The organism is Rhizobium sp. M10, from assembly GCF_002531955.1.
Classification (GTDB): Bacteria; Pseudomonadota; Alphaproteobacteria; order Rhizobiales; family Rhizobiaceae; genus Rhizobium; species Rhizobium etli_C.
This window is the reverse complement of record NZ_NWTA01000017.1, coordinates 36,198-61,342: the sequence shown is the minus strand read 5'-3', so window position 1 is coordinate 61,342 and position 25,145 is coordinate 36,198. Positions and strand designations below refer to the sequence as shown.

Here is a 25,145-nt window from a genome sequence, read left to right as displayed (position 1 = left end):
GTGCTTCGAGGGAAGAGGTAACATCTATCCTCCTACCGCTTAATGAACACCGTTGGCGACCTGACGCAGGGCCACTCACATGACAAAGAGGCAGCCAAGGCGATCCACGATAATCTTGCCGATATTCGGATGCGAGCCGCGTCCCGCAGTCAGGGAGCCAAGAGTTCTTTCGAACTCACCGTAAGCCAACGAGATCTGATGGCCGGAGCAACGCGGTACCCCGAAACCGGTTGTTTCGATTGATGAATCGCAGGTCCGAGCGAGATCATTTGTTGAGCGATGCTCATTGAAATGGACTTGCAATTCAATTGTCGTAGACCTGCCACTTGATACCTTTCCGATGCAGACAAAGCCGAAATCCGTCGCAAGACAAGCGCGGTCTGCAGACGCATTTTACAAATGGGGAGGAGTGAAATGGGAAATGAACGTTTCGAGATCGACCGCCGCAACTTACTATTGGCAGGGGGAGCTGCTTTGAGTGGAGCCGTTTTGGGTGCGAACAGTATAGCGGCTCACGCTAGGGCGAGCCCCGTTTCCGGGGCACAAGCTCCGGACTTTTATCGATTTGCCATTGGGGACGCCAAGGTAACCATCGTATCAGACGGCCCACTTCCGCTCGGCGACCCGACACAAAGCTTTCTCGGCGTCCCGGCCGACGAGATAAGATCCATGCTAAACCACAGCTTCCTGCCCACGGATGAGGTCGTTCTCGCTCAGAACGCACCTGTCGTAAACATCGGTGGCAAGCTGATTTTGTTCGACACGGGGATGGGATCGCTTAAGCAATTTGGCCCGACGACTGGCCGTCTCAAGTCTTGCTTGGCCGCCGCGAATATTGCGCTGGAAGATATTGACGCTGTCGTCTGTTCGCATGCTCATTGGGACCACGTCGGCGGAATCTGGGGCGACGACGGGAAACCAACGTTTCCAAACGCCCAGGTGTACATCAGCCAAACCGACTACGATTTCTGGACCGACGAGAAAAAACTTGGAGGCGATCTCAACGGTCTTGTTAAAGCCGCGATCCACAACCTCAAACCCGTGCGGGACCGCATGGTTTTTTTCCAGGACGAACAAGAGTTTCTTCCTGGTATTCATGCCATTAGCGCTCCTGGACACACACTCGGCCATAGCTGCTTTATGATTGAGTCAGCAGGAAAGACAATGTGCTATGGCGGCGACCTCACTCATCATCCTGTGCTTCTGTTCGAAAAGCCTTTGATGGAATTTGCGTTCGATACCGATCCCAAACTGTCGGCTCAATCGCGTGTGCGCATTCTGAAAATGCTGGCCTCCAATAGAATACCCTTCATGTCCTACCACTTCCCATGGCCGGGCTACGGGCACGTTGGCATAGCGGGAGAGGGCTTCGAGTATTTTCCTGAGCCACTACATCTTAGCCTGTTGGACTGAGTGGTAGAGAAGGGCGCGAGGGCAATGCCTTCGCGTCAATCCTATCCGGAGGGCAGTCGAACGAAATCATCACATGGCGGAAGTTACGCAACAAGCAATGTGCGCCTTCATCGCGTTGCTAGACATCAAGTCACGCGGGAACGCCAACTGAAATCAAGAGCGATCGGCGGACCGCACCTAAAGGCCATTCCTGATCGGAAACATATCCTCGCCGTAGTGGTGAAGCCTTGTGTGATGCCGTCGGCATAACCAGCGCACCTTTAAAGGGTCGTCGTATTGATCATGATGGGCGTCGACCGTTTCAATCCCGCAGACCTCACATGTTTGCTTTTCCAGCTCGCCTGCCTTTACGGCTCGCTGTACAGCAAGATGAGCATCATATTTCGCTGGATTAGCACGGCGCCAATTTGCTTGGCGGGTGTCGGTTTTCAGCATCGCCGCATCCTGTGCCTGTAATTTTGCGCTCTCGACCGATAGATACCTGGAAAGGGCTGCGGGCTCAAGTTTCCGCACAGAGCGACGGCGTCTGTCCGTGGCTCCGCGTCCGAAAACAAGATTTCTCATTGCCAGAAATGATCAGGGTTGGGCGATCGAGATCCACCTTTGCTGCCCGCAATCTTTGCACCGGTGGATACGATATCGCTCGGGTCGATCGGTGCTCCCGATCTTAGCGCGCTGGATGACTAAGCTTGAAATTTCTGCTCGATACATATGTCCTGAAGGAGATCGGTCGAGCCGAACTGCACGAGAATGTGGCAGCCCTCGATACGATTGACGATTCCGATCTCGCGGCTAGCGTGAGCTCAGTTCGAGAGACTGCGAAAGGCATCAAAAAAAGCATAGGACCGACGCTGTCGCGAACGTGTCCGCCAACGCTTCCGACGCCATCTTCGCCGCCTATGAAGGTCGGTATCCTTCCTGTCGATGACAATATCGCCCGTTTTGAGCCATTCTTTCACTCATTCACCGAACTTCACCGCCACTGCGCTCTCTTTTGGGACTCAACCACCGCCAACGTAGTCTTTGCTTCTCTGCACGATTAGAGCGCTAAGACAGCGCCCTTTTGCGTGACAGTTCCACTCAAACGGATGTCGGTGGCCGAGAACCCAACCATAACTGCAAATTCCCCCGTCTCTATCCGCCAGCACCGCTCGGTCGTGTCGAAGAAGGCAAATGTTCGGGCGTCAAGAATGAAACTGAGCCTTCGTTTCTCACCGGGTTCCAGGGCGATTTTCGAGAAGGCTTTCAATTCTTTAACCGGTCTGGGTACAGATGCTTCAACATCGCCGACATAGATTTGCACCACTGCCGAACCTGGCCGCTCGCTGACGTTGGTCAATCCCAGTGTCACTGTCACCGCGCCGGCAGGATCCGGCAGCCCTACCGTCAGGTCTGACATCGCAAAGCTTGAATAACCGAGACCATGACCGAAGGGGAACAGTGGCTTAACGTCCTGGCGATCGTAGTGCCGATATCCAACGAACACACCTTCGTCATATCGCACATGGCCATTCTTGCCTGGATAGACCGCGTCATCCTCGGTATGTGTGGGATTGTCAGCCCAGCGCACGGGGAAGGTCTGTGCCAGTCGGCCCGAGGGCTCGGCCTTGCCGAGGAGCACATCGGCGATCGCGTTGCCAGCTTCCTGGCCGGGATACCAGCATTGCAGTACTGCACGAGCACCGGAAAGCCAAGGCATTTCCACCGGTCCACCGGTTTGTAGGACGACAATCGTGTTCGGATTGGCCGCAATTACCGCCTCAACAAGCTGGTCCTGCAGACCGGGAAGTGCAATGCCGCGGAGATCGGAGCCCTCGGTATCCCAGTCGCCCGTTCTGCCCACGAAGACTACCGCATGATCAGCCTTCGCGGCGACGGCTGCTGCCTCGGCAATCTCCGCTTCGGCCGAAAACCTGCCTATTCCTACCCGAATTGCGGCGATATAGAGGTTGACGTGATCGTGCCGGGCGTACTCGGCGACGACCTCGTATTTACGGCCGGCTTCGAGCGTGATTTCACCCACGACCTCCTCGCAGCCTTCTTCAAAGAATGTGGTACCACGTGTCCAGGAAGCCCAGGCGTCCACCACAAGCCTGCCGTCCACATAGACCCGACCAAGCCCGGCCGAGGTCAGGCCGACGCGATAGACGCCGGCTTCTAAGGCTGTGAAGACGGTGCGCATTCGGGCGGAAAAGCGATGCGGATCGACTAGGCCCCCGGCCACGGGGGGCAACCATACACCGAGGCTCGACGGTTCCTCGATAACCATCACGGGCTCGCCAGCAAGCTCCCTTTCTTGGAAAAATTCGAAGGTTGTCGGGTTTTCGATCAGCGGCTGAAACCGATAATTGCTGCAACCCTGAGCGTAGCACACGTTCTCCTCACCCAGGGCGTCCGCCAGCCCCTGCCACGGACTGACGACATAGTGGGGGTTCAACTGCGCCGAGCCGCCTCCCATAACCTGCGCGATCTTGGCATTGGGTCCAATGATGGCGACCGTACCTTGCTGAGCCAATGGCAGGATGCCGTCATTCTGTAGCAGAACTGCGCTTTCCGCTCCCGCGCGCCTGATGAGTGCCCTATGTTCCGGCCGATTAATGGCGTACTCCTTAAACTCGCGATGATCGTTGATTGCGCCGGTGCGTTCCATCAGGGTCAGGATATTGTGCACACAGGCGCGGACGGTCTCGACACTTACCTCGCCCGCGTCGATCGCCGCCAGAAGCTTGGAGCCGCGGTCGCGGGTCGGGCCCGGCATCTCCAGATCCAGCCCAGCATTCACGGTGGGTGCGGTCGAACGCGAGCCGAACCAGTCCGACATCACCACGCCGTTAAAACCCCAGTCACCGCGCAGTACCTCGTTCAACAGCCAATGGCTTTCCGCCGTGTAAGTACCGTTTAGTTTGTTATATGAAGACATCACGGCCCAGACCTTTGCCCGCTTCACCGCAGCCTCAAAGGGTATTAGGTAGACTTCGCGCAGAGTGCGTTCGTCGATATCTGAAGAGATGGTTGTACGTTCGATCTCGGACTCGTTGCCGGCGAAATGTTTTATCGTGGCACCCACTTTCTTGGACTGCAGACCTTCGATATAGCCGACGGCAAGTTCCGCCGTCAGTATCGGATCCTCAGAGAAACACTCAAAGTTGCGGCCGTTTGTGACGCTGCGCTGGATGTTAACGGTCGGCGCCAACGAGACATGGGCCCCTTTGGAAAGAACCTCGTCACCTAGCGCACTGCCGATTTCCCTGGCTAGGTCCGGGTTCCAACTCGCTCCGATGGCAATGCCTACCGGGAAAGCCGCTGCAGTCACACCCCCGACAAAAGACCCGGCCCCGCGGGCGCCGTTGGGGCCGTCCGTCAAGCGCAATCTCCCTATCCCTAGGCGGTCGATGGGCGGTAAAGACCAGAACGTATCGCCGGAAAGTAGCGAGACCTGCTCGGCCAAGGTCATATTATCGAGCAATGCTCTCGTATCAGTCATCTTCTCTGCTTCCTCAATCTCAACACTTACCGTTCCCAGATCGGGCATCTCGATATGCATATTGGGAAAGCTGGTGAGGTCGGCGTCATCCGTGGAGCCGTCCATCCATGAGAAGGAAGGCCCGTTTGTTCACCAAGGCGCCGTCACCACGACGACGACATGTTCGCAGCCTTCACATGGCCGAGATGCCGTCACCGCTTTCCACTGAAAACAAAGACATCGCGGTTTGATCGATGTCAGCGGTGAAAGTTGTGCCGGCTGCGGCAGCGCCGGTTCTGGAGTTATTCCTCCGCAAGTTCGCGAGGCAATTTGATAAACCTGAACATGCTTTATCAGACAATCTGTTGACAGACAATCTTCAGTCGCGCAGCCTCGTGTCGTCATTGATGATTCGATGCTTCCATCGGAAGCGGATCCCGATTGATGAAGCTTCTTCACCGCCTATGGACAAGGATGGACCACAATGGACAGGCTGTTGTCCCGTTTCCGGCTACAGACAAAAGTAATCATTTTCGTACTGCCTTTCATAATCAGTATTTGCGCGGTGGGGTTTTTGGGGCACTACGCCGCGGGTCTCCTACAAAGCCGCCTGGAAACCTCAAGCCAGGTGATGCAGGTGCTCTCGGGTTTCCGTGACGTCTCCGCCTCGATGAGAGAGTTTCTCGACGAGGCGTCGGAAGAAAGGCGCGATCGCGTGAAGGCTGACCTGCTCGCGCAGCAATCGCATCTGCAGGCTTTGGTGACGAATGCCGGAGCTACGGCGGAAAGCGAAGGCCTCCAGTCGGCAAACGCGATTATGCTGGACGTGGTGAACAATTTTGGTTCCCTCTGGAGCATCCATGAAAGCGAAGAGAAACTGATAAGCTCGATCGCCAATCATTCTGAATCGCTGGTTTGGTCGCAGAATGAAATGCTCAGGCTAGCAGACGAGTTAAGGAAGTCCGGCGAGCAGTCCGAGGGCATCGCCAAATCGATGTTGCGCGATGCCGACAGGGTGACAGGCTATGCAACCTTCTTCCTTGATCTTGCCGCGGGCTACCAATCCGCCGGAACGACCGAGCTGAAACTCAAATATTTGGGCGGCAAAGTGGGCGAGTTGCGTCGGAGCGCCCGAAATCTGCGGGCTTCCTTGCCATCGGACGCCACAAAACTGTCGAGCTCGGTCGATGGCGCGGTGAAAAGCGTAACACAACTTCTGTCGCAGGGCGCTTCATCGGACAACACCGTAGGCCTCGACACCGCAATGTCCGCGTTCAAGGAAATCTCCGTCGCGATTAACGCGGTAGCGAACCAGCAAACAAAGAAAGCAATCGTCGAGTTCGCAGGTCTCGACCAACATTTGGCGAAGATCAGCAGCGCCTTGGACGGCAGCCGAAGACTTTCGGACTCCAGCTATCTCATCAGGATAAACCTTGCGCGCTTCATAGCCGACCCTACCGAACAAAACCGTGCGCAGCTCGTCCAGAACTTTGACAGAACGAAGAAGGAGATATTGGACATCTGGAGTGCCGCTTCCGACCTCGACCTTTTCAAGGCAGTCCAGAATACGGTGCCGCCGGCGGTAGAGGGTATGACGCAGGACAGTGCGAAGCTCGTCGAGATCTCGGAAGTGAGGCGTGCGCAATATAGGCAAACGACAGACCAGTTGAACACCATATGGGGCCACCTCACGACGTTTGCCGACGCCCAGCGCGCAAGAGCCATTGAAGAGACGGCTTACGCGAATGGCATTGGCCTCATCACGACATTTGCTGGCGTCCTCGTCGCACTTCTCGCTGGCTTCGGGATGATTGCGACTTTCAAAAAACCTGTCGTCCAGTTGACCGACGACATGCGGCGTTTGGCGGAAGGGGACCTTGACATTGAGATCGGCGGTTCTGAGCGCGCTGATGAGCTCGGAGAAATGGCCCGGGCGCTCTGTGTCTTCAGGAAGAATGCCGCGAGGAAGATCGAGATCGAGAACGACGCGGATCGTCAACGATCGGCTTCCGAAGCTGAACGTCGGCACAACGAGGCGGAGAAAGCCGAGATCGACAAACAGATCGGCGACGCCGTCGACAGTCTTGCCGCTGGGCTGGAGAGGTTATCCAACGGTGATGTTTCGAGCACGATCGATCAACCGTTCTCCGGGCGGCTGGAACAATTGCGACGGGACTTCAACAATTCGTTGCTGCGTTTGCAGGCGACGATGTCGGAACTTCGCGGCAACATCGTGCTCATTCGGCAAAATGCAGACAACCTCAGCAGTGGCGCCGATGATCTCTCCCGCCGCAGCGAGCGTCAAGCCGCGTCGTTGGAGGAGACCGCGGCCGCTGTTCATCAACTCACCGCGACGGTGCGTTCCTCGACAGAGCAGGCACAAGCCGCAGCCCAGCTGGTAAAAGAAACCAAGCAGGCCGCGGATGCGTCTGCTTCAGTGGTCACGAACGCGGTTGACGCTATGGGACGAATAGAAGCGGCTTCCGGGCGCATTTCGCAAATCATCGGCGTCATCGACGAGATTGCCTTCCAGACCAATCTCCTGGCACTCAATGCCGGTGTCGAGGCCGCGAGAGCTGGAGAAGCGGGGCAGGGCTTCGCTGTCGTGGCCCAGGAAGTCAGGGAACTTGCCCAGCGGTCGGCTCTAGCCGCCCAGGAAATCAAGGAACTCATAGCAAGATCAAGCGAGGAAGTCGCCTCGGGATCGCGATTGGTGAACGAGGCGGGCAAGGTGCTGTTTGCGATATCGTCGAATGTTGCCGGAATTTCCGAAAGGGTTGAGCTTATCGCTGCGGCGAGCAGGGACCAGGCGGCTTCGCTTATCGAAGTGAACCAGGCCGTTGGCGAGATCGATGACAGCACCCAGCGAAACGCTGCCATCGCCGAGCAAGCCCACGCCGCCACCCAGGAACTCACAAAAGAGACCCAGCGGCTGATGCAGCAGATCGAACAGTTCAACATCGGCAGGCCAAGGGGTCACGTGCTTTCGATCGTTTCCTGACTTCGTAGACAATCACCACTATTGTGTTGACAGATTTTCATACAATCTGTCAAATGGTGCAGCCAATCTGGGAGGATAAGCGGCGTGCTCAATGACCAAGCGCATCAGACTAAGTTGCCCTATTTCTATCCGTTCAAGTTCGGAAGCGGCGAAATAACGGTACTTTCGGACGGACCGTTGGAATTGGGCGACCCACGGGAGAATTTCCTCGGGGTCGACGCAGCCACGGTGACGGAAATGCTCGACAGGAACTTCCTGTCCAGTTCGTCGGTGACCCTCGAGCAGAACATCCCGCTGGTCAAAATCAACGGAAAGACCATCCTGTTCGACACCGGGATGGGGACGTCGAAGATTTTCGGGCCGACGACCGGTCGCCTGCTGAAGAGCATGCAGGAGGCAGGGATCGACACTTTGGAAGTCGATGCCGTGGTGTTGTCCCACGCACACATCGACCACACCGGCGGACTTTGCGATCAGGACGGCAAGCTTAATTTTCCCAACGCGGAGATCTTCATAAGCGAAAGCGACTTCGATGACTGGACCGACGGAGGCAAGCTTGATGACGCTTTCAAGGCCCAGGTGGAAAATGCCCGGAGGAACCTTCTTCCACACCGTGATCGGATAACGCATTTCGTGGACGGTCAGGAGTTTCTGCCGGGCGTGCAGGCAGTGCACGCTCCAGGCCACACCTTGGGCCACTTCTGCTTCCTCATGCAGTCGGGCAACGATCGGCTCTGCTTCCTCGGCGATCTGACCCATCATCATATCCTGCTGATGGAACGCCCGTGGATGGAGTTCAAGTACGACACCGATCCCAAGCTCTCGGCGCGGTCGCGCACACGGGTGCTGGATATGCTCGCGACAGACCGCATACCAGTGATGTCCTATCACTTTGCGTGGCCCGGGCTCGGCAACGTCGCCCGGGAGGGGGAAGGCTTCCGCTACGTACCCGCCGCCATGCAGATGCTCTCGAGATAGGAATACGCGACAATGCAGATGAAATCAGTCATTCTCCGAGAGTCAGGGCTTCCCAAGCCGTATGCAAGTTCGCGGCCTCTCAGTGTCGAGACCGTCGACCTGGGGCCTCCGGGCAATCTTGAGGTCCTGGTCAAAATCAAGGCCGCTGGTGTGTGCCACTCCGACCTGTCGGCGATAAATGGCGACCGCCCCCGTCCATTGCCTGTCGCGTTGGGGCATGAAGCGTCCGGCATTGTCGAAGAAATCGGACCCGGTGTGGATACAGTGAAGGTTGGCGATCACGTCGTGATGTCGTTCCTGCCCATCTGCGGACACTGCGATTACTGCGCGGGAGGACGCGCAAGCCTCTGTGAGCCGGGCTATCGCGCAAACGCCGCCGGGACATTGTTGAACGGCAGCAAGCATATCCGTCTTCGGGGCTACGATATCAACCATCACAGCGGCGTATCGGCGTTTTCGGAATACGCGGTCGTGTCGGCGCACTCGGTCGTCAAGATCACCAAAGACGTGGACGTCACCATGGCGGCCTTGTTCGGATGCGCCGTGATGACAGGCGTCGGTGCCGTCGTAAATACATGTGGCGTGAAGCCGGGGCAGTCGGTCGCCGTCATCGGCCTGGGAGGCGTGGGGTTGTCGGCCGTCCTCGGAGCGGTGGCTAGCGGGGCAAGCGAGATCGTCGCCATCGATTTGATGCCGGAGAAGCTTGAGTTGGCTAAGGCGCTGGGCGCGACGCGTACCTTCCTGGCAACCACGCCTGATGTCATCGGCGAGGTCAAGGAAGCGACCCGCGGGGGAGTGGACTACGCCATCGAGATGGCAGGGTCGAGCAAAGCGTTCGAAACCGCGTATGGCATTACGCGGCGCGGCGGCACGACGGCCACAGCGGGTCTGGCGAACGTGAACACCAAATTCGAGATCTCGCCGCTTCCTCTTGTCGGGGAAGAACGCGTCATCAAAGGCAGCTACATGGGGTCCTGCGTACCTTCGCGCGATGTTCCCCGCTATATCGACCTGTTCCTCAAGGGTAGGTTGCCCGTGGAGAGACTGTTGTCCAGCACTGGCCCGCTTGAGGAAATCAACGAGGCCTTCGACCGGTTAGACCGTGGCGAGGTGATCCGGCATCTGCTGGTTCCTTGAGCCTGCGGAAGGAGCGAGAATTTGACCGACTGGAAAGTCCTGGCGATACATTACGGCACTGCGGTTCGGCCCGTTGGCGAACTCGGCCTGGAAGCAGGAGATCCCCACGACGCCCCGGGCAGGATCGAGTATTTCGTTTGGTTGATCCGCCATGGTGAACGTCTGATCCTGGTTGACACCGGGTTTAGCCCGCAGGAGGCTGAAAGGCGCGGGAGGACCATGTTGATCCATCCGGTCGAGGCGCTTCGCCAGCTCGGGATTTCCGCATCGTCCATTACCGACGTCGTCATCACGCATCTTCACTATGATCACGCGGGAAACCTTGCGGACTTCCCCGAAGCCCGGTTCCACTTGCAGGATCGGGAGATGGCCTACGGTACAGGACGATGCATGTGCCATGATCGTCTTCGGCGTCCCTTTGCAGTGGACGCCGTAGTCGATGCGGTCCGCCTGACGTTTTCCGGCAGGGTGTGCTTCCACGACGGGAACGGCGAGATTATGGAGGGGCTCACTATCCATCTCGTCGGCGGTCATTCTAGGGGCCTTCAGGTCGTGAGGCTGGACGATGGCAATGACGTCGTCGTTATCGCATCGGACGCACTCCATTTTCAACGCTATCTGGAGCATGACGACGTCTTTCCGCTTTTCGCCGATTACGCCGATGTACTGGAGGGATACCGAACTCTCCGTGAGCTTTCGGGACCGTCCGGAGTACTCGTTCCAGGCCACGATCCCGCAGTCCTGACGAGTTTCCCATCGCTGTCACCGGATCTCGCATTTGCAAAGGTTCTACGGTAATGGGGACGCATGGAATGTCCGGTAAGAGGCCAGGCTAGGGTGTTCTTCGCTTTCGTCAGACAATCGGGTTGTCTCATCGGGATAACCCACCATATAGTACCATGACTTGCGCGGCCGGTTCCGGCCTTGGTAAAACGGACTTTTGGATCCCATGGGTGATATGGATTTACAGATTGCACGGCAGAGTGCCACTTTGCGCACTCAGGTAGAAGATAAACTGCGGCAGGCGATATCCAGCGGCCGTTTCAAGCCGGGTCAGCGCCTCGTTGAGCGAGAACTCTGCGAGTCGATCGGTGTCGGACGAACATCAATCCGCGAGGCGCTTCGACAACTCGAGGCCGAGGGCCTCATTACCAGCTATCCGCACCGCGGCCCCGTCGTCAGCACTATCACTTACGAAGAAGCCGCTCAGCTTTACAGCGTCAGGGCTTTGCTCGAGAGCTATGCTGGAAAGGAATTCGCTGAAAACGGAACCGCCCAGGATATCCATACACTCAATGAGGCGGTTGCTGAGTTTGCGGAAGCCGCGGCAAACGGCGGCGGTAGCAGGCTCATCAAGGCGAAAACCGCGTTTTACGACTGCCTGATGCAAGGGAGCGGAAACGTCTTCGTCAAGCAAATGCTGACATCGCTCCACAATCGGGTGACGCTCCTGCGCATGACGTCGATGACGCAGCCGGGGCGCTTGAACCACAGTGTGGAAGAGATAAAGGAGATCGCTGCGGCCATTACCGACCGAAACGGACCGAAAGCCGCCGCAGCCTGCAAGTACCACATCGATATGGCGGCCAAGGTCGCGTTGGACTACCTGCGTAAAACCTCTGAAAACGACGGCGATTGAAGAAGCGGCATTAGCCGGTATTGACAGATTGTCTGATAATCTGCTTATTCGAAGTCATGGCGCTGCCGACGCGTGCGGCCTGGCGCTCGTTCGAACAGGGAGGTTGCTTTGGGCATTTTTAATGAATTGCGGTCCCGCATGTCGGAGGCTCTTGGGGATCAGGAATTGCCCCGGCTCACTCCGGACCTGACGATAAAGATCGCCTTCTACGTCGGCGATCAGGTGATCGCCCTCGATTTCGCTGAAGGCGGCGCGGAGATCTCGGGGGAAAGCAGTGACCCCCAGGTGACAGTGAGGGCCACCACGGACGCCTGGGATCAGGTTCTGATGACGCCGCCGCCGGCTACCTTTCACTCCTTCACGGCGTTGCAGCTTGCAAACCCTCTCTTCGAGATCGCCGGCTCACCGCTCGACCTCGCGAAAGCACGCCCGGCTCTCGAACGGGTGTTCGAGCTCGTCGTCACGTCCCCCGAGATGAAAGCGGAGCGTGCGCAACGCGACCTGCGTCAAATTCGGGGGCAGTATGCCGTCGTCAATATCGATGACGTCCCCCATGAAATATATTACGAAGAAGCAGGTGAGGGGGTGCCGGTCCTGTTTCTTCACACCGCCGGAGCAGATAGCCGCCAATTCATGCCTCAGCTGGCGGACACCGAGCTTGCGAAAAGCTACAGGCTGATCGCGGTTGACCTACCATTCCACGGTCGGTCCATGCCGCCGCTGACGTGGGACGGAGCACTCTACAAGCTCACGGCATCGCTCTACCTGAAATGGTGCACGGCCATTCTCGAACAGGTGGTTCGCGAAAAGGCGATTGTCGCGGGTGGGTCCATGGGCGCGGCAATGTCGCTGGTTCTCGCGGCGGAACGGCCGGAGCATATCCTCGGGATCGTGGCGATCGAGCCACCTTTCCGCTCCAAGGGACGACGGAACCCCTACCAGCACAACGTAAACGTACACGGCTCACTTCATAACTCGGCATATGTCAGAGGGATCATGAGCCCACTGAGCCCCGCGGGGGAGCGCAGGAGGTCAAGCTGGATCTATTCGCAGGGAGCACCCGGAGTTTACCCAGGCGATCTTTCCTTCTACAGCGACGAGTTCGACGGAGCAGTGACAGCTCCCCGCATTGACCCGTCACGCACCCCGGTGGCGCTGCTCTCGGGCGACTATGACTACTCAGCCACGCCGGCCGACGGTGCCAAGCTCGCCGAACTTATTCCAGGATGCCTCCACCTCGTTATGGGCGGACTAGGTCACTTTCCAATGTGCGAACACCCGAACTTCTTCCGGAGCTATCTTATCAAAGGGCTCGATTTCGTACGGCACGCCGCTCGCTGAGCGGTTGGATTGACTCTCGTCGCCCGGTGCAGCCGCCGGGCGATCGCATGCGAAAGCGGGCGGGCGCATACCGAGGCTTTGCAATTGGCGTCCCGGCGATGACACGGCCGGCATCGCAGGCGGCATCCCTCACGCGCTCCCGAGAAGTTCCGGTGTGGAATTGGGAAAATTCCCGCTATCTGGGGGAAGGATCAGGCGCGGCGATGCGCCTATAAAGCGCCGTAGCGACGTCTCATCGCAGGGTCTTGATCACGCAGCTTTGCGCGTGATCTCTATCTTTCCCCACCGCGGGTCTCTGTGTTTCCGACACGTAGTACCACAGTAAAAATGCCTCCCGTGGTCAAGTAGGAGGCACCCGCCAGCACCTATGTGCTTCAGCGCACCAAGTGGTTCCCGATCGACGATCCTCCGTCGACTGTGAGAATGCTTCCGGTCGCAAACCGCGAGCGGTCCGAAGCGAGAAAGAGCATCGCCTCGGCGATCTCTTCCGGGTTGCCCATCCGGTGCAAGGCTGCACGGGCGTTGAAGTCTTCCCGCAGGGCTTGTGGGTCCGCCGCTTCCGCAAAAATCTTGGTGAAATAGGGCGAGTCGATCGTCCCGGGGGCGACAGCGTTGACGCGGATCCCGTCTTTTGCGTGGTCCAGTGCCATGGCTCTCGTGAGTGCCGAGATCGCGCCTTTCGACGCTACGTAGGCCGTGCGGTTGGCGATGGCTGACACGGCGGTGTATGAGGTCGTGTTAATAATCGATCCGTTGCCCTGTTCCGCCATAATCGGAACCACGTATTTCGAGCAGAGGAAGATCCCCTTCACATTCACCGCCATGATCCGGTCCCAGTCGGATTCGGCGATGGTGGTGACGTTTCCCGTCATTCCGAACCCCGCGTTGTTGACGAGAACGTCAATACGCCCCCATTTTTCCTTAACTGACCTGACCAACGCCTCGACTTCGGCGGAGGAAGACACATCGGCTTTTAACGCGATCGCATCCGTCCCAATTTCTCGGGCGACGTCTCGTGCTGCATCGATGTTGACGTCGACGACGCCAACCTTAGCGCCCTGGCGCGCAAACAGTTCAGCTGTTGCGCGCCCGATCCCGCTGCCAGCCCCGGTCACCACACAGACTTTCGATTCCAGATCCATAATCGTCTCCTCTTTCAGTGCCCCGAGAAAACATTTTCGCAGACAATCTGTCAATGACCAATAAAACGTGTTGACAGATTGTCTGCCAATCTGCTTATCTTGGGTCACGAATGACTTGGGGGAGGTAACCATGGCTGGTGCTGAGATAGCAGCGCAAGCGGCGTTCAAGACCGCTTTACGCCGGTTCACATCGACAATTTGCCTGATCACAACGGAATGGGAAGGTGCCCGTTACGGCATGGCTGCAACCGCCGTCCAGTCGGTGACGGCTGACCCGCCGACCCTCCTGGTTTGCATCAACCAATCGGCTTCGATCAGCGGCCCGCTCAAGCTGGCGGGGAAATTCGCAGTCAACATGCTGCATCTTAGCCATGCGCCTTTGGTTCCGCTGTTCAGTGGAAAACTGAAGGGAGAGGAGAGGTTCGCTCATGGTGAGTGGATCGGGGCTGGCGGAGTTCCCGTCCTCGGCGACGCCCAGGCCGCATTCGTTTGCAGCCTCAACTCCGCAGTCTCCGTTGGCACCCATGACGTCGTTCTCGGGGAAGTCATCGAGGCCCGGTTTATCGAGAATATTGCCCCGCTCCTCTACGAGGACGGGAAATTGGTTAGATCGGCAGCGCTGATCGATGCTGCCGCCTGAAACGTTTGGCCGAGCATTCGGCCTATGACATCCACCAAATGCCTTTCGGCCGATAATGAGGAGTTTGATCCGTGACTATTGCCACCGATATGAAATCGCAAGTGAATGGGCGTCCCGTCAGTGAACGGTTCGAAAAGGGTCTGCAGACCCGTCGGGAGGTTCTCGGCGGTGCATATGTGGACGCTTCGGTAAACAAGGCGACCGAGTTCAACTGGCCGATGCAGGAGCTTGTCACCGAGTATTGCTGGAACGAGATCTGGAACAGGCCCGGCCTCGACCGCCGTTCGCGCAGCCTTCTCAATCTTGGCATGATTTCCGCCCTTAACCGCCCCCACGAGTTGAAGCTGCACGTTCGCGGCGCGATCAATAACGGCCTCAGCAAGGACGAGCTTCGCGAAGTTTTCCTTCAGGTCGCGATCTATTGCGGCGTGCCCGCGGCGATCGACAGCTTCCGCGTCGCGCAGGAAGTCTTCGAGGACATGGGTATCTAATCGGTGCCCGGCTTTCGGGCCGGGAACAGACTAACTCTGTGGAGGAGACTTCAATATGACGACCAGCGATGATTTCCGCGCCGCCGGAAACCCGATGTTTAACGGCAACAAGCTGAAGCTTGGCGTATTCGGAACGAATTGTTCCAGCGCTTGCGCCATCACCACCGCGGAATCAACGTTCGAACCGAGCTTCGAACACAATGTCGAAATTGCCAAAAAGCTCGAAGCGGCCGGCTGGGAATGCATGGTGCCGATCGCCCGATGGCGCGGTTTCGGCGGGCCGACGAACTTCAACGGCGTGAACATGGACACGTTCACGTGGGCCGCGGCCCTGGCTGCCGTGACCACGAAGCTGCAGTTTTTCTCGACGACGCATATCCCGACCCTGAACCCGATCGTCGCGACGAAGATGGCGACAACGATCGACAACATTTCGAAGGGCCGATACGGCCTGAACCTGGTGACGGGTTGGTTTACCCCGGAAATGGAGATGTTCGGCGTTCCGATGATGGAACACGACACCCGCTACGAATATGCCACGGAATGGATGGAAATCGTCGAATCCCTGTGGACGAAGAACGGCGTCACCTTTGACGGCCAGTTCCTCAAGGTGAAAGACGCGTTCAGCGAGCCGAAGCCCTACAACAAGGAGACGGGTCGCCCGGTCCTCATCTGCGCCGGTTCGTCGGGCAAGGGCCTGCACTTCACAGCCAAGTTCTGCGACTTCAACTTCGGCTTCATGCAGGACATGGAATCGGGCGCAGCCTGGGTGAAGAAGGTGAAGGAGCTGGCTCGCGAGGAATACAAGCGCGAACTCGGAACCTTCACCGCGTGCCCGGTCGTCGTTCGCGAGACCGAAAAGGAAGCCCGGGATTACTACGACTACTACGTGAACCAGAAGGGCGATTGGGAAGCCTGCGAAAACATCTGCGAGGTTCTTCAGGTTCAGTCACAGAACCACTCGGCAGAGATGTACCAGAAGTTCAAGGAGCGCTTTATCGCTGGCTGGGGCGGCTACCCGATCGTCGGAACGCCGGAACAGGTCGCCGACAAGCTCGTCGGATTGAGCAACACGGGCGTCGACGGCGCGCTTCTCACAATGGTCGACTACAACGAAGAGTTGCCGTTCTTCAACGACCGCGTCATGCCCCTGCTGAGACAGGCTGGCCTCAGGAACTGACCGTTCGGCGGGCGGCGCAAGCCGCCCGCCACCAATCCGAAATCGAAACACGTTTCACCAATTCCGTGGCTCGACGCCAACGGCGTCAACTGCTGTAGCGGATGCACAGAGGGGAGGAGACCCTACACATGCTAAAGAAGGTTTACACCGCATTGAGCGTGATCACCGGGCTAGGCCTGATGACCACCGCCGCATTCGCGGACGGCTTAGACTCGCTACCACCGGACCAGAAGCAGCTTTACGAGCTCGTGGACCCGGCAATTCCCCTCGGTGGTACGCCGCTCAAGGATTTTGTGGCGAAGCGGCCGCCGCCATGGAAAATCGGCTACGCATCCACTTATGCAGGCAACACGTGGCGTGCCCAGATCCTCACTGAATTGAACGAGGTTCTGCTTCCGAAATACAAGGAGGCTGGACTCGTATCTGAGCTTGTCGTCACGCAGTCCGACCTGAAGGACGCGACGCAAATCCAGCAGATGCGCCAGATGGTCGACGACGGCGTCGATGCTATCATCATCTGCTGCTCGAACGTGACGGCCATCAACCAGACCATCGAATACGCGCACTCCAAGGGCGTTCCGGTGTTCTCGTTCTCGGGTTACGTGACATCGCCCTACGCGATCAATGCGACCGAAAACAACACCCAGGGCGGTTATACGGCCGCGAAATGGCTGGCGGAGGAAATCGGCGGCAAGGGCAACGTGCTGACGGTTTCGGGCATCCCGGGCTTCGCATCATCCGACAGCTTCAATGTCGGTGCCAAGAAGGCGTTCGACGAGTACAAGGACATCACCGTCGTGGGCGATGTCGCCGGCAAGTGGACCGATCAGGTCGCCCAGGTCGAAGTCCAGAAATTCCTCGCGACCAACCCTACCGAAATCGCTGGTATCCTCGTCCAGTCGGCCTCGGAAAACGGTGTCGTCAACGCGGTCCAGCAGTCCGGGCGCGACATGATGCCAATCGTCCTCGGCGGCGAGGCGTCGGCGGCGTGCTACTGGCGCAACAATCCCGACTTCATCAGCCAGAGCTTCCATTTCTGGCCGCCGCGGGCTGACGCCCGCCTGGTGTGGGACGTGATGATGAGGACGCTCCAAGGCCAGGGGCCGAAGATCCAGTCGATCCTGCGACCGGCTCTTCCCTACACGATCGACGATGTGAAGGAAGCAATTCCGGAAGATTGCGATCCGAACTCCACGGCGTGGATCGAGCCCAAGGGCGATGCATGGTGGCCCGCGGACGTAGCAGCACAGTACTTCGAGCGCCCGGAAGATCCGCTGGCCTGGCGGCCGAAGAAGTAATCGACGACCTCCCAAGTTGTCCCGCGACCTCCGCGCCGGCTTCATCCGTCGGCGCGGAGGACCCACGATAAGGAACCAGAAGTTGGAATTCCACAAGATACAGCGTTTGCCCCCTTACGTCTTCGACCAGGTGAACCGTCTCAAGTCCAGCGCGCGCGCGGCCGGAGTCGACATCATCGATCTTGGAATGGGCAATCCCGATCTTCCCACGCCAAGCTGGGTTGTGGACAAGCTATGCGAAGCGGTGCAGCATCCGCGCACGCACCGCTATTCGGCTTCCAAGGGCATTATCGGGCTTCGCCGCGCCAAGGCTGCGTATTACGCCCGCCGGTTTAATGTGAAGCTTGATCCGGATACCCAGGTTGTTGCGACGCTCGGGTCCAAGGAGGGGTTTGCGAACATGGCACAGGCCATAACCGCCCCCGGGGATGTCATTCTCTGTCCGAACCCTTCCTATCCGATTCATACGTTCGGATTTCTCATGGCAGGGGCCGTGATAAGGTCGGTACCGGTCGAGCCGGATGAGACCTTCTTCCAAGCTCTCGAAATGGCGGTGCGGCATTCGGTACCGAAGCCTCTGGCGCTCATCATAAGCTACCCGTCAAACCCCACCGCTCGCGTCGCGACGCTCGATTTCTATAAGGACGTCATCGCCTTCGCGAAGAAGCACGATCTCATCGTTCTGTCGGATATCGCCTACGCTGAAATCTACTTCGACGGTCCCCCGCCGCCGTCTGTTCTCGAAGTCCCCGGCGCGATCGACGTGGCCGTCGAATTCTCCTCGATGTCGAAGACATTCTCGATGCCCGGTTGGCGCGTTGGGTTTGCGGTGGGTAACGAACGGCTCATCCGAGCGTTGACGCGCGTGAAATCGTACCTGGACTACGGAGCATTTACGCCGATACAGGTCGCCGCCGCTCATGCCCTAAACTCGGACGGGGAGGACGCCGCGCGGGCAAGAGACATCTACAGGACGCGCAGAGATACACTGGTGAAGACCTTTGCCGATACCGGCTTCGACGTTCCAGCTCCTGCGGCGACGATGTTCGCATGGGCGAAGATACCCCCGCATTTCCGACACCTTGGCTCGCTGGAGTTTTCGAAACTCGTGCTCGAGAAGGCACAGGTCGCGATTTCGCCGGGTATCGGTTTCGGTGAGATGGGTGACGAATACGTACGGCTGGCTTTCGTGGAGAATGAAGACAGGATCCGGCAGGCCGCACGGAACTTGAAGCGGTGGCTTTCTGCAAGCGCGCGACAGCCACAACTCGATAAAGCGATGAAAGGATTTTGAAGATGCCGATCCTCGGATCTTGCCAATGTAAAGCGGTACAGTATGAAGTGTCGGAACTGGACGGCCCGATGTGGAACTGCTTCTGCCAGACGTGCAGAAAGTCCCATGCGGCCGATCATAACACTGCCGCCAAGGTGAAGAGTGAGAACTTCAAGCTGATTTCCGGCGAGGACGTCCTTCACAGCTTTGAGTCGACCCCTGGAAAACTGAGGTGGTTCTGCTCACGGTGTGGTTCGCACGTTTATGCCGAACGGCCTGCCAACCCTGAGATGAAGGTGCTGCGGGCAGGCACTTTTGACACTGATCCTGGTTCGGTTCCTATGTCCAACGTCTGGCTGTCCCACGCCAGGCCGTGGCTTGCTCACGACCCCGCGAAGGAAAACTTCGAAGAGTTCCCGTGATCTCCACGGTTGCGCGCGCCAAGGGCCGATCGACGATGAGTTCGATCTGCCCGCTTCCCCAGCGGGGAAGGCTGGATGATCGAATGGCACTTGCCGCGTTCGACGCGCGGAGGTTGGGATGTTCCGTATGCCCCAATCAAAACGGTTGCCTCTTCGGATTACCGGACACCCTCAATAGTGCTTTGGTCCTGTCCTGATCGCGATGGCTGCCACATCGCTTCAGATCGGGCGGAACTCCGCTCGAGAACCTCCGACCGACGTCAGTTGTGTGACAACATGCTTTTGTAACTTTGAGGGCGTCGGAGCGACCAACCGGTTTCATCGAAATCAACCCGACATCCCGATATCGGCGTGGCGACACTATTGACAGATTAGCAGACAATCTGTCATTCTATAGTTCACCGAGCGAGTTCTCGGAGCGTTTAAAAGACGGCAGTTACAATTCAGCAAGGCCCGGACATCGGATGTCCTGGCACGATTTGCTGCTGCCTAGAGGGAGGATCGGCATGACGAATGACGTCGCCGTAAGCATGACGGCCGTTGCCAAATCGTTTGGTGAAACGAAGGCTTTGAAGAAATGCGATTTTGTGGCCAGGGCAGGAGAGGTGCACGCGATCGTTGGCGAGAATGGCAGCGGCAAGAGCACCATGGCGAAGATCATGTCCGGCGTTATCGCTGCCGATGCAGGATCTGTGCTGATCCTTGGCAAGTCCATCACCTCGCCAGTCGATGCCAAAGAGGTTGGTCTCGCTACGATCTTCCAGGAAGTCCTTGTCGCGGATGAGGCAAGTGTCCTCGACAACCTTTTCGTGGGAAGCGAGGACCTGTTCTCGCTTCGGAAATCCTCCAAGGAACGTGAAAGCGTTGCGCAAAGCCTTCTGGACCGCCTGGTGGGAAAGCATGTCGATCTCCGGCAGAACGTCGGTGATCTTCCGCTCAGCATCAAGCAATGGATCGTTATCGCCCGGGCCGTTCTGAGGAAACCCAAGGTCTTGATCCTGGACGAGTCCTCAGCTGCACTCGATCTCGACGCGACCGTCCGCCTCCACGAAGAGATCGATCGGCTCCGGTCCGAGGGTTGCGCGGTAATCATCGTCACGCACCGCATCGCCGAGCTGGTCCGTATCGCCGATCGGGCGACGATACTGAGAGACGGTTTCACTGTCGGTGTCCTTGAAAAATCCGAGATCACCGAGGCCAACCTCCTGCGCATGATGACCCCTCAAGACCGCCAAATTTCCGCCGCTGCTTCAACGTCTGCACCGGGCCTGTCGGGTGATCGAAAGGAGGCTCTTTCCGTCCATGGCGCGCGCCCCCAGGAGGCATCGCAACCGTTCGACTTCGTCCTTCCGCAGGGATCTATCGTGGGCGTTGCGGGACTGGACGGCCAGGGCCAGGACGCCTTCGTGCGACTGGTCGCAAGGATTATCTCGCCGTTCGGAGGGGAGGTCCGGATCCTGAATAGGGAAAGCACCGGTCTCGTCAAAGTCAGCACGCTCGACGACGCCGCGAATAAGGGCATTGTGTACGTATCCGGAGACCGGAAGCGGGAAGGAATTTTCCCGCAGCAGAGCATTTTCGAGAACCTCGCCATCGGTATCTATCAGAAGAACCTGGGGCCGTTCGGTGTCATCAGGCGGAAAAAGCTGAAGCAGACGTTTGCCCGGGAGGTCGAGCGGCTCCGCGTCAAGATCGGCCACCCGGACAACCGGATTACGTCCCTTTCCGGTGGTAACCAGCAGAAGGTCCTGATCGGCCGCGCCTTCGCCAATGATCCCAGAGTGATCGTTCTTAACGACCCTGCTCGGGGCGTGGACCTCAACACCAAACGCGACCTGTATCGCGAGCTTCGGCTGTTTGCCGAAGGTGGCGGCTCGGTAATCTACCTTTCGAGCGAGATCGAGGAGTTTCTTGGTTTCGCCGATCGCGTCGATGTCTTTCACAAAGGGAGCATCCATCGCTCCCTCGACGGCCCCGACATCAACGAAGAAACCATTCTCGCTGCAATGTTCGGCCGCTCGGTTGCCGACACCATGGAATTCTCCAAAGAGAGAAAGGCACACTGATGTCGCAACGTTTTGGATTTCCTGCGCTCGACAGGTCGCTGACCGTACCGTTCGTTCTTTTCGGAGTGTTGCTCGTCGCTGCAGCCTTGCTGTCGCCGCGGCTGTTCACCGCAACCGGAATAGGCGGAGCAATCATCGTCGCAGCACCTTTGATCCTCACAACGCTCGCCCTGACACCGATCGTGATGGCAGGACGCGGTTCGGTTGATCTTTCCGTTGGCCCCTTGATGGGTTTCGTGAACGTCACCCTGATCGGCTGGCTCTCGGCAAGTGGTTACACGTCGCCACTCGCGGTGGTTTGCTGGGTGGTAGCAGTCGGCGCGCTGTACCAGTTGCTGCAGGCGCTCATCATCATCTACGTCCGGGTTGCCCCCATCATCGTCACGCTTTCCAGCTTCCTCGTCCTTTCAGGCGTGAACCTCATGGTCATGTCAAGGCCCGGCGGCGTCGCGCCGGACTGGATGATGACGTGGGGAGCAGGAACCACGATCTTATCTCCGGTGCTGATTATCGTCCTGGCGGCGTTCGCTCTTTGGGCCGTTATGCGCCGGACCACCTTTTACTCCCACCTCCGCATGACAGGCGCCGACGAACGGATGGCCTACACGAGCGGAGTGAAAGTCGACACCGTACGCATCTGCGCCCATCTCCTCGGCGGCGTCTTCGTTGGCCTTGCCGCGCTCAGCTATACGGCATTGATCTCTTCGGGCGATCCTACCCAGGGAAGCAGCTACACGCTCCAGGCAGTTACCGCCCTGGTACTCGGTGGCGCAAACCTGGCTGGCGGGAGAGGGGGGGCTTTGGGGTCGACGCTTGGTGCGCTGAACATGTTCCTCATCTCGTACCTGCTTTCCGCCTTCAGTTTCGGAAGCGTGACAGGGTTCGTGACGCAAATGGCTTTCGGCCTGATCCTCGTGGCATCGCTCCTCGTCAACGTATTCATGACGGCCCGGCGCCCGGCTTTCTAGGGAGGACTTGTAATGACTTTACTCGCAACGGAACAGACGATGAGCCAAACAGGACGATCGGTAAAACTGCAGCGCAGCATCGTGATTGGCTTTGGTCTGCTTGCCGCACTTCTCGTGCTGGGTACGATCCTTGTTCCGGGGTTCATCTCCCCCCGTAACGCGCGTTCGATATTGCTGCTTGCCGCTTTCCTGGGGCTTGCATCGTTGGGACAGACGCTATGTGCCATGGTCGGCGCGCTTGATCTCTCCATTCCCTATGTCATCGGGGGAGCGAACATTCTCTTCCCAAGCCTGTTGGTCACCGGCATGCCTGCCTGGCTGGCCGCAATAGTGGTCGTTATCCTGGGAGCAGCAATCGGGGTCGCGAACGGCTTTTTGAGCTTCAGGCTGCAGGGCCAGGCTCTCATCATGTCCCTGGGGGTCGGCTTCGCATTTGTCGGTGCGGTACAGCTGTACACCTCCATCGGTTCCGACTACGGCGGCACGGTTTTCGCGCCCGTACCGAACTGGCTCCGGAATTTCGCCGCGTTCAACGGGAAGACCTTCGGGCTTTCCCTGCCGCCGGTGGTGCTGGTTTGGCTGCTCATAACGCTTGCGACCATCTGGGCTCTGTACAACACCTGGTTTGGCCGCTCCATCTACGCGGTGGGGGGCAGCAGGACTGCAGCGGCACGGCTTGGCATTTCCGAAACCAAGGTCTGGACCAGCATTCACGGTATCAGTGGAGCGATGTCGGCACTGACGGGCGTATTGCTGCTCGGGTTTTCCGGCGGCGGATTCGTTGGCGTCGGAGATCCATATCTCTTCACCACCGTTGCGGCCGTTGTGATCGGCGGCACCTCGTTGCTTGGAGGCGCAGGCGGATACGGGGCAACCGTTCTCGGCGTACTCGTATTGACGGTAATGACGTCCCTGCTGGTTGGGCTGGGCCTGAGTTTTGCCGCGCAACAGGCGATCGTGGGTCTGCTGATCGTGCCGATGGTGGCCGTCTACGCTCGTACCCCGCATATCCGCAACCAGATCTGATCGAAAGGCCGGCAAATTGAAGATTGTCGCGATAACTGGCAATGTCTCGCGCCCCTCGAAGACGCGGGCGCTCGGGGAATACGCACTCTCGAGCGTCTCGCCCGGTCACCCACGGTATCTGTTTGACCTGGTCGATGTTCTCCCGGTGTTGGGAACCACCCTGTGGCGTTCTGAGGCTCCTGTTGGACTCGCGAACGTTCTTGACGCAATCCAGTCTTCAGATGTCCTCATCGTGGGCACGCCGGTCTTCAAGTCCTCGATGACCGGCCTTCTCAAGCATCTTTTCGACCTCTTCGAAATGACAGCCCTGCAGGGGAAACCCGTGTTGATATTCGCAACGGGTAAAGCCGAAGCCCATGGTCAGCACGTCGAGGCTCACCTGCGCTCATTGATGGGCTTCTTCAAAGCCGAGGTTCGCGGTGAATTCATCTATGCGATGGACGGCGACTTTCCAGATTCGGCACCGTCTGCGGAACTCCGGGCGCGGGTCGACCGCGAACTCGCACGCACTCTGGGCCATGTTTAGTTCAAGGAGAAGACCATGAAGTTTGCTTCCATCGAGAGCGCGGTTAAAGCAATCGCCGCCGGAGAGATGATCATCGTCGTGGACGACGAAAACCGGGAAAACGAAGGCGACATCCTGGTTGCCGCGGACAAGGTGACGAACGATCATGTTGCCTTCATGATGCGTTATGCGCGCGGCCTGATCTGCGTTCCGATGACCGGGGACCGGCTAGACGAACTGGATATCCCCCTCATGGTGGAGCGTAACTCGGATTCCATGCAGACAGCGTTCACTGTCTCGGTGGACCTGATGCAAGGCGTATCGACCGGGATTTCCGCAGAAGACCGCGCCAAGACCATCAGGGCGCTCGCCGACGCATCGACGATGCCGGAGGACCTGTCCCGGCCAGGCCACATACTGCCTCTGAGGGCAAACCCATCTGGTGTTCTCGGACGCCCCGGCCATACGGAAGCCGCGGTGGATTTGGCTCGGCTGGCCGGGCTCGAGCCAGCGGGTGTCATCTGCGAAATCGCCAACGACGACGGCACTATGGCGCGTCTTCCGGAGCTCAGTGAATTCGCCGAGCGACATGGCCTCCTCATGGTGACCATCGAAGCCCTGATCGAATATTGCCGCGAGATCGACGAAAGCGGCCTTCGTGTCGATCACGCAGCCGCGGCGATGGCGATGTCCAATGTTTCGTATCTGACGAGCAGACGTTCCACCTGCCCGCAGAGGGAGAGCGGAACTCCTGCGTTGGTGGCCTCCGATACACCAGAAGAAAAGCGCGTTTTGAAGGTGCCGACGGGGGGAACGGACCTTGGGTTCGCTGTCCGATGATTGGGCATGACAAACCGTGATCCACTTTATCGCCGCCACCGCTTTCCTACTGAAATTATTGCCCAGGCGGTGTGGCTTTCTTTCCGTTTCGCTTTTGCGCCTGCGGATGGTCAAGGACATCTGGCCGGTCCTGCATTGTCTCGCACTAGACGATCCGCCTGTGGGCAGAGAAATTTGGTCGTACCTTCGCCATCAACAAGCTTCGATCCTACGATGCTGCAAACCGAGTGTTCATGCCGGGTGTAGCGCTTCGGCTCCATCCATGACGGGATTGCCCACCTGTTCCACAACCGCCCCTCGATGGCGATAGGCGGACCTCATG

Annotated in this window: 22 protein-coding genes and 1 pseudogene; 20 read left to right on the top strand and 3 right to left on the bottom strand. The window is 58.2% G+C overall.

Translation table 11 applies throughout. The features are described 5' to 3' along the window. Window positions 1-414 precede the first annotated feature (414 nt). Window positions 415-1,413 (top strand): MBL fold metallo-hydrolase, encoded by a 999-nt coding sequence (locus CO671_RS22800; protein WP_097607833.1) that lies wholly within the window; start codon window positions 415-417, stop codon window positions 1,411-1,413. A 177-nt stretch (window positions 1,414-1,590) separates the two neighbouring features. On the opposite strand, the gene CO671_RS22795 is transcribed toward CO671_RS22800, so the two are convergent. Next, on the bottom strand, window positions 1,591-1,848 hold the full coding sequence (locus CO671_RS22795) for a hypothetical protein (RefSeq protein ID WP_041678048.1): 258 nt from the start codon (window positions 1,846-1,848) through the stop codon (window positions 1,591-1,593). 254 nt (window positions 1,849-2,102) lie between these two features. Between CO671_RS22795 and CO671_RS33425 the strand changes: the two genes are divergently transcribed. Then, window positions 2,103-2,456 carry a hypothetical protein gene (locus CO671_RS33425; RefSeq protein WP_132077731.1) on the top strand — a complete coding sequence of 118 codons (354 nt, stop codon included), beginning with the start codon at window positions 2,103-2,105 and terminating at the stop codon, window positions 2,454-2,456. On the opposite strand, the gene CO671_RS22790 is transcribed toward CO671_RS33425, so the two are convergent. After that, entirely contained in the window at window positions 2,453-4,897 is a 2,445-nt protein-coding gene (locus CO671_RS22790; RefSeq protein WP_097607898.1) for a glycoside hydrolase family 3 C-terminal domain-containing protein, read from the bottom strand. The two genes, CO671_RS33425 and CO671_RS22790, sit on opposite strands and share 4 nt — an antisense overlap. Window positions 4,898-5,360: 463 nt before the next feature. Here CO671_RS22790 and CO671_RS22785 point away from each other — a divergent pair, with 463 nt between their 5' ends. The 6 genes from CO671_RS22785 (at window position 5,361) to CO671_RS22760 (ending at window position 12,972) form a co-directional block, all read left to right on the top strand. Continuing rightward, entirely contained in the window at window positions 5,361-7,877 is a 2,517-nt protein-coding gene (locus CO671_RS22785) for a HAMP domain-containing methyl-accepting chemotaxis protein (protein WP_097607832.1), read from the top strand. An 84-nt stretch (window positions 7,878-7,961) separates the two neighbouring features. Further along, the gene (locus CO671_RS22780) at window positions 7,962-8,855 is read left to right on the top strand and encodes an MBL fold metallo-hydrolase (protein ID WP_097607831.1); all 894 of its coding nucleotides are present in this window, start codon (window positions 7,962-7,964) and stop codon (window positions 8,853-8,855) included. Window positions 8,856-8,867: 12 nt separating this feature from the next. Next, window positions 8,868-9,992, top strand: a complete 1,125-nt coding sequence (locus tag CO671_RS22775; protein WP_097607830.1) for a zinc-dependent alcohol dehydrogenase family protein — start codon at window positions 8,868-8,870, stop codon at window positions 9,990-9,992. Window positions 9,993-10,013: 21 nt separating this feature from the next. Then, window positions 10,014-10,790 (top strand): N-acyl homoserine lactonase family protein, encoded by a 777-nt coding sequence (locus CO671_RS22770; protein ID WP_097607829.1) that lies wholly within the window; start codon window positions 10,014-10,016, stop codon window positions 10,788-10,790. 151 nt (window positions 10,791-10,941) lie between these two features. Further along, entirely contained in the window at window positions 10,942-11,631 is a 690-nt protein-coding gene (locus tag CO671_RS22765; RefSeq protein ID WP_088692725.1) for a GntR family transcriptional regulator, read from the top strand. A gap of 108 nt (window positions 11,632-11,739) precedes the next feature. Then, complete coding sequence (locus tag CO671_RS22760; protein WP_097607828.1) at window positions 11,740-12,972, top strand: alpha/beta hydrolase; 1,233 nt, start codon at window positions 11,740-11,742, stop codon at window positions 12,970-12,972. A 374-nt stretch (window positions 12,973-13,346) separates the two neighbouring features. Here the strand turns inward: CO671_RS22760 and CO671_RS22755 are convergent, their stop codons facing one another. After that, complete coding sequence (locus CO671_RS22755) at window positions 13,347-14,114, bottom strand: SDR family oxidoreductase (protein ID WP_004130089.1); 768 nt, start codon at window positions 14,112-14,114, stop codon at window positions 13,347-13,349. 130 nt (window positions 14,115-14,244) lie between these two features. Here CO671_RS22755 and CO671_RS22750 point away from each other — a divergent pair, with 130 nt between their 5' ends. The 12 genes and pseudogenes from CO671_RS22750 to CO671_RS33820 form a co-directional block, all read left to right on the top strand. Then, window positions 14,245-14,754 carry a flavin reductase family protein gene (locus CO671_RS22750; RefSeq protein ID WP_013984728.1) on the top strand — a complete coding sequence of 170 codons (510 nt, stop codon included), beginning with the start codon at window positions 14,245-14,247 and terminating at the stop codon, window positions 14,752-14,754. 89 nt (window positions 14,755-14,843) lie between these two features. Then, window positions 14,844-15,245, top strand: coding sequence for a carboxymuconolactone decarboxylase family protein (locus CO671_RS22745; protein WP_018328914.1), 402 nt, complete (start codon window positions 14,844-14,846; stop codon window positions 15,243-15,245). A gap of 55 nt (window positions 15,246-15,300) precedes the next feature. Next, window positions 15,301-16,425: an LLM class flavin-dependent oxidoreductase gene (locus tag CO671_RS22740; RefSeq protein WP_097607827.1), complete on the top strand. Its 1,125-nt coding sequence runs from the start codon at window positions 15,301-15,303 to the stop codon at window positions 16,423-16,425. A 128-nt stretch (window positions 16,426-16,553) separates the two neighbouring features. Continuing rightward, a complete protein-coding gene (locus CO671_RS22735) occupies window positions 16,554-17,723 on the top strand; it encodes an ABC transporter substrate-binding protein (protein WP_013984725.1) in 1,170 nt (389 codons plus the stop codon). Window positions 17,724-17,805: 82 nt separating this feature from the next. Continuing rightward, a complete protein-coding gene (locus CO671_RS22730; protein ID WP_097607826.1) occupies window positions 17,806-19,017 on the top strand; it encodes an LL-diaminopimelate aminotransferase in 1,212 nt (403 codons plus the stop codon). Window positions 19,018-19,019: 2 nt separating this feature from the next. Further along, window positions 19,020-19,418, top strand: coding sequence for a GFA family protein (locus CO671_RS22725; protein WP_028753485.1), 399 nt, complete (start codon window positions 19,020-19,022; stop codon window positions 19,416-19,418). Window positions 19,419-19,924: 506 nt separating this feature from the next. Continuing rightward, window positions 19,925-21,484: a sugar ABC transporter ATP-binding protein gene (locus CO671_RS22720; protein WP_097607825.1), complete on the top strand. Its 1,560-nt coding sequence runs from the start codon at window positions 19,925-19,927 to the stop codon at window positions 21,482-21,484. Next, on the top strand, window positions 21,484-22,452 hold the full coding sequence (locus CO671_RS22715) for an ABC transporter permease (protein WP_015341907.1): 969 nt from the start codon (window positions 21,484-21,486) through the stop codon (window positions 22,450-22,452). The genes CO671_RS22720 and CO671_RS22715 overlap by 1 nt, the downstream gene beginning before the upstream one ends. 12 nt (window positions 22,453-22,464) lie before the next feature. Beyond that, entirely contained in the window at window positions 22,465-23,478 is a 1,014-nt protein-coding gene (locus CO671_RS22710; protein WP_015341906.1) for an ABC transporter permease, read from the top strand. 16 nt (window positions 23,479-23,494) lie between these two features. Beyond that, window positions 23,495-24,004: an NADPH-dependent FMN reductase gene (locus CO671_RS22705; RefSeq protein WP_097607824.1), complete on the top strand. Its 510-nt coding sequence runs from the start codon at window positions 23,495-23,497 to the stop codon at window positions 24,002-24,004. 15 nt (window positions 24,005-24,019) lie between these two features. Next, window positions 24,020-24,823: a 3,4-dihydroxy-2-butanone-4-phosphate synthase gene (gene ribB / locus CO671_RS22700; protein WP_097607823.1), complete on the top strand. Its 804-nt coding sequence runs from the start codon at window positions 24,020-24,022 to the stop codon at window positions 24,821-24,823. Between the two features lie 6 nt (window positions 24,824-24,829). Beyond that, a pseudogene (locus tag CO671_RS33820) lies at window positions 24,830-24,913 on the top strand (IS6 family transposase); the annotation flags it as partial. Between the last annotated feature and the right edge of the window lie 232 nt (window positions 24,914-25,145).

Coding starts and splice junctions, on each gene's coding strand:
- CO671_RS22800 (WP_097607833.1), top strand. CDS start 415: ATGGGAAATGAACGTTTCGAGATCGACCGCCGCAACTTACTATTGGCA.
- CO671_RS22795 (WP_041678048.1), bottom strand. CDS start 1,848: ATGCTGAAAACCGACACCCGCCAAGCAAATTGGCGCCGTGCTAATCCA.
- CO671_RS22790 (WP_097607898.1), bottom strand. CDS start 4,897: ATGACTGATACGAGAGCATTGCTCGATAATATGACCTTGGCCGAGCAG.
- CO671_RS22785 (WP_097607832.1), top strand. CDS start 5,361: ATGGACAGGCTGTTGTCCCGTTTCCGGCTACAGACAAAAGTAATCATT.
- CO671_RS22775 (WP_097607830.1), top strand. CDS start 8,868: ATGCAGATGAAATCAGTCATTCTCCGAGAGTCAGGGCTTCCCAAGCCG.
- CO671_RS22765 (WP_088692725.1), top strand. CDS start 10,942: ATGGGTGATATGGATTTACAGATTGCACGGCAGAGTGCCACTTTGCGC.
- CO671_RS22755 (WP_004130089.1), bottom strand. CDS start 14,114: ATGGATCTGGAATCGAAAGTCTGTGTGGTGACCGGGGCTGGCAGCGGG.
- CO671_RS22750 (WP_013984728.1), top strand. CDS start 14,245: ATGGCTGGTGCTGAGATAGCAGCGCAAGCGGCGTTCAAGACCGCTTTA.
- CO671_RS22745 (WP_018328914.1), top strand. CDS start 14,844: ATGAAATCGCAAGTGAATGGGCGTCCCGTCAGTGAACGGTTCGAAAAG.
- CO671_RS22740 (WP_097607827.1), top strand. CDS start 15,301: ATGACGACCAGCGATGATTTCCGCGCCGCCGGAAACCCGATGTTTAAC.
- CO671_RS22735 (WP_013984725.1), top strand. CDS start 16,554: ATGCTAAAGAAGGTTTACACCGCATTGAGCGTGATCACCGGGCTAGGC.
- CO671_RS22725 (WP_028753485.1), top strand. CDS start 19,020: ATGCCGATCCTCGGATCTTGCCAATGTAAAGCGGTACAGTATGAAGTG.
- CO671_RS22720 (WP_097607825.1), top strand. CDS start 19,925: ATGACGAATGACGTCGCCGTAAGCATGACGGCCGTTGCCAAATCGTTT.
- CO671_RS22715 (WP_015341907.1), top strand. CDS start 21,484: ATGTCGCAACGTTTTGGATTTCCTGCGCTCGACAGGTCGCTGACCGTA.
- CO671_RS22710 (WP_015341906.1), top strand. CDS start 22,465: ATGACTTTACTCGCAACGGAACAGACGATGAGCCAAACAGGACGATCG.
- ribB (WP_097607823.1), top strand. CDS start 24,020: ATGAAGTTTGCTTCCATCGAGAGCGCGGTTAAAGCAATCGCCGCCGGA.